4 protein-coding genes are annotated in these 2559 nt (G+C 42.6%); 1 reads left to right on the top strand and 3 read right to left on the bottom strand.

The features are described 5' to 3' along the window. Positions 1–56: 56 nt before the first annotated feature. From ACQQ6X_RS25595 to ACQQ6X_RS25585, 3 genes are all read right to left on the bottom strand, one after another. Positions 57–491 carry a protein rexB gene (locus ACQQ6X_RS25595; RefSeq protein WP_001245922.1) on the bottom strand — a complete coding sequence of 145 codons (435 nt, stop codon included), beginning with the start codon at positions 489–491 and terminating at the stop codon, positions 57–59. Between the two features lie 15 nt (positions 492–506). After that, entirely contained in the window at positions 507–1346 is an 840-nt protein-coding gene (locus tag ACQQ6X_RS25590) for a protein rexA (RefSeq protein WP_000788349.1), read from the bottom strand. A gap of 112 nt (positions 1347–1458) precedes the next feature. Then, on the bottom strand, positions 1459–2172 hold the full coding sequence (locus ACQQ6X_RS25585; RefSeq protein WP_000104864.1) for a LexA family protein: 714 nt from the start codon (positions 2170–2172) through the stop codon (positions 1459–1461). A 100-nt stretch (positions 2173–2272) separates the two neighbouring features. Here ACQQ6X_RS25585 and ACQQ6X_RS25580 point away from each other — a divergent pair, with 100 nt between their 5' ends. Then, the gene (locus tag ACQQ6X_RS25580) at positions 2273–2473 is read left to right on the top strand and encodes a Cro/CI family transcriptional regulator (RefSeq protein ID WP_000437875.1); all 201 of its coding nucleotides are present in this window, start codon (positions 2273–2275) and stop codon (positions 2471–2473) included. Positions 2474–2559 lie beyond the last annotated feature (86 nt).

The raw sequence follows: 2559 nt of genomic DNA, 5'->3' as shown, positions 1-2559 counted from the left end.
GGTTATGTGTTTTGGGGTCGATCGTGAGGCAAAGAAAACCCGGCGCTGAGGCCGGGTTATTCTTGTTCTCTGGTCAAATTATATAGTTGGAAAACAAGGATGCATATATGAATGAACGATGCAGAGGCAATGCCGATGGCGATAGTGGGTATCATGTAGCCGCTTATGCTGGAAAGAAGCAATAACCCGCAGAAAAACAAAGCTCCAAGCTCAACAAAACTAAGGGCATAGACAATAACTACCGATGTCATATACCCATACTCTCTAATCTTGGCCAGTCGGCGCGTTCTGCTTCCGATTAGAAACGTCAAGGCAGCAATCAGGATTGCAATCATGGTTCCTGCATATGATGACAATGTCGCCCCAAGACCATCTCTATGAGCTGAAAAAGAAACACCAGGAATGTAGTGGCGGAAAAGGAGATAGCAAATGCTTACGATAACGTAAGGAATTATTACTATGTAAACACCAGGCATGATTCTGTTCCGCATAATTACTCCTGATAATTAATCCTTAACTTTGCCCACCTGCCTTTTAAAACATTCCAGTATATCACTTTTCATTCTTGCGTAGCAATATGCCATCTCTTCAGCTATCTCAGCATTGGTGACCTTGTTCAGAGGCGCTGAGAGATGGCCTTTTTCTGATAGATAATGTTCTGTTAAAATATCTCCGGCCTCATCTTTTGCCCGCAGGCTAATGTCTGAAAATTGAGGTGACGGGTTAAAAATAATATCCTTGGCAACCTTTTTTATATCCCTTTTAAATTTTGGCTTAATGACTATATCCAATGAGTCAAAAAGCTCCCCTTCAATATCTGTTGCCCCTAAGACCTTTAATATATCGCCAAATACAGGTAGCTTGGCTTCTACCTTCACCGTTGTTCGGCCGATGAAATGCATATGCATAACATCGTCTTTGGTGGTTCCCCTCATCAGTGGCTCTATCTGAACGCGCTCTCCACTGCTTAATGACATTCCTTTCCCGATTAAAAAATCTGTCAGATCGGATGTGGTCGGCCCGAAAACAGTTCTGGCAAAACCAATGGTGTCGCCTTCAACAAACAAAAAAGATGGGAATCCCAATGATTCGTCATCTGCGAGGCTGTTCTTAATATCTTCAACTGAAGCTTTAGAGCGATTTATCTTCTGAACCAGACTCTTGTCATTTGTTTTGGTAAAGAGAAAAGTTTTTCCATCGATTTTATGAATATACAAATAATTGGAGCCAACCTGCAGGTGATGATTATCAGCCAGCAGAGAATTAAGGAAAACAGACAGGTTTATTGAGCGCTTATCTTTCCCTTTATTTTTGCTGCGGTAAGTCGCATAAAAACCATTCTTCATAATTCAATCCATTTACTATGTTATGTTCTGAGGGGAGTGAAAATTCCCCTAATTCGATGAAGATTCTTGCTCAATTGTTATCAGCTATGCGCCGACCAGAACACCTTGCCGATCAGCCAAACGTCTCTTCAGGCCACTGACTAGCGATAACTTTCCCCACAACGGAACAACTCTCATTGCATGGGATCATTGGGTACTGTGGGTTTAGTGGTTGTAAAAACACCTGACCGCTATCCCTGATCAGTTTCTTGAAGGTAAACTCATCACCCCCAAGTCTGGCTATGCAGAAATCACCTGGCTCAACAGCCTGCTCAGGGTCAACGAGAATTAACATTCCGTCAGGAAAGCTTGGCTTGGAGCCTGTTGGTGCGGTCATGGAATTACCTTCAACCTCAAGCCAGAATGCAGAATCACTGGCTTTTTTGGTTGTGCTTACCCATCTCTCCGCATCACCTTTGGTAAAGGTTCTAAGCTTAGGTGAGAACATCCCTGCCTGAACATGAGAAAAAACAGGGTACTCATACTCACTTCTAAGTGACGGCTGCATACTAACCGCTTCATACATCTCGTAGATTTCTCTGGCGATTGAAGGGCTAAATTCTTCAACGCTAACTTTGAGAATTTTTGTAAGCAATGCGGCGTTATAAGCATTTAATGCATTGATGCCATTAAATAAAGCACCAACGCCTGACTGCCCCATCCCCATCTTGTCTGCGACAGATTCCTGGGATAAGCCAAGTTCATTTTTCTTTTTTTCATAAATTGCTTTAAGGCGACGTGCGTCCTCAAGCTGCTCTTGTGTTAATGGTTTCTTTTTTGTGCTCATACGTTAAATCTATCACCGCAAGGGATAAATATCTAACACCGTGCGTGTTGACTATTTTACCTCTGGCGGTGATAATGGTTGCATGTACTAAGGAGGTTGTATGGAACAACGCATAACCCTGAAAGATTATGCAATGCGCTTTGGGCAAACCAAGACAGCTAAAGATCTCGGCGTATATCAAAGCGCGATCAACAAGGCCATTCATGCAGGCCGAAAGATTTTTTTAACTATAAACGCTGATGGAAGCGTTTATGCGGAAGAGGTAAAGCCCTTCCCGAGTAACAAAAAAACAACAGCATAAATAACCCCGCTCTTACACATTCCAGCCCTGAAAAAGGGCATCAAATTAAACCACACCTATGGTGTATGCATTTATTTGCATACATT

It is taken from the genome of Paenibacillus ottowii (genome assembly GCF_050516475.1).
Taxonomy (GTDB): domain Bacteria; phylum Bacillota; class Bacilli; order Paenibacillales; family Paenibacillaceae; genus Paenibacillus; species Paenibacillus ottowii.
This window is presented reverse-complemented; position numbering and strand designations above follow the sequence as displayed.

Coding starts and splice junctions, on each gene's coding strand:
- ACQQ6X_RS25595 (WP_001245922.1), bottom strand. CDS start 491: ATGCGGAACAGAATCATGCCTGGTGTTTACATAGTAATAATTCCTTAC.
- ACQQ6X_RS25590 (WP_000788349.1), bottom strand. CDS start 1,346: ATGAAGAATGGTTTTTATGCGACTTACCGCAGCAAAAATAAAGGGAAA.
- ACQQ6X_RS25585 (WP_000104864.1), bottom strand. CDS start 2,172: ATGAGCACAAAAAAGAAACCATTAACACAAGAGCAGCTTGAGGACGCA.
- ACQQ6X_RS25580 (WP_000437875.1), top strand. CDS start 2,273: ATGGAACAACGCATAACCCTGAAAGATTATGCAATGCGCTTTGGGCAA.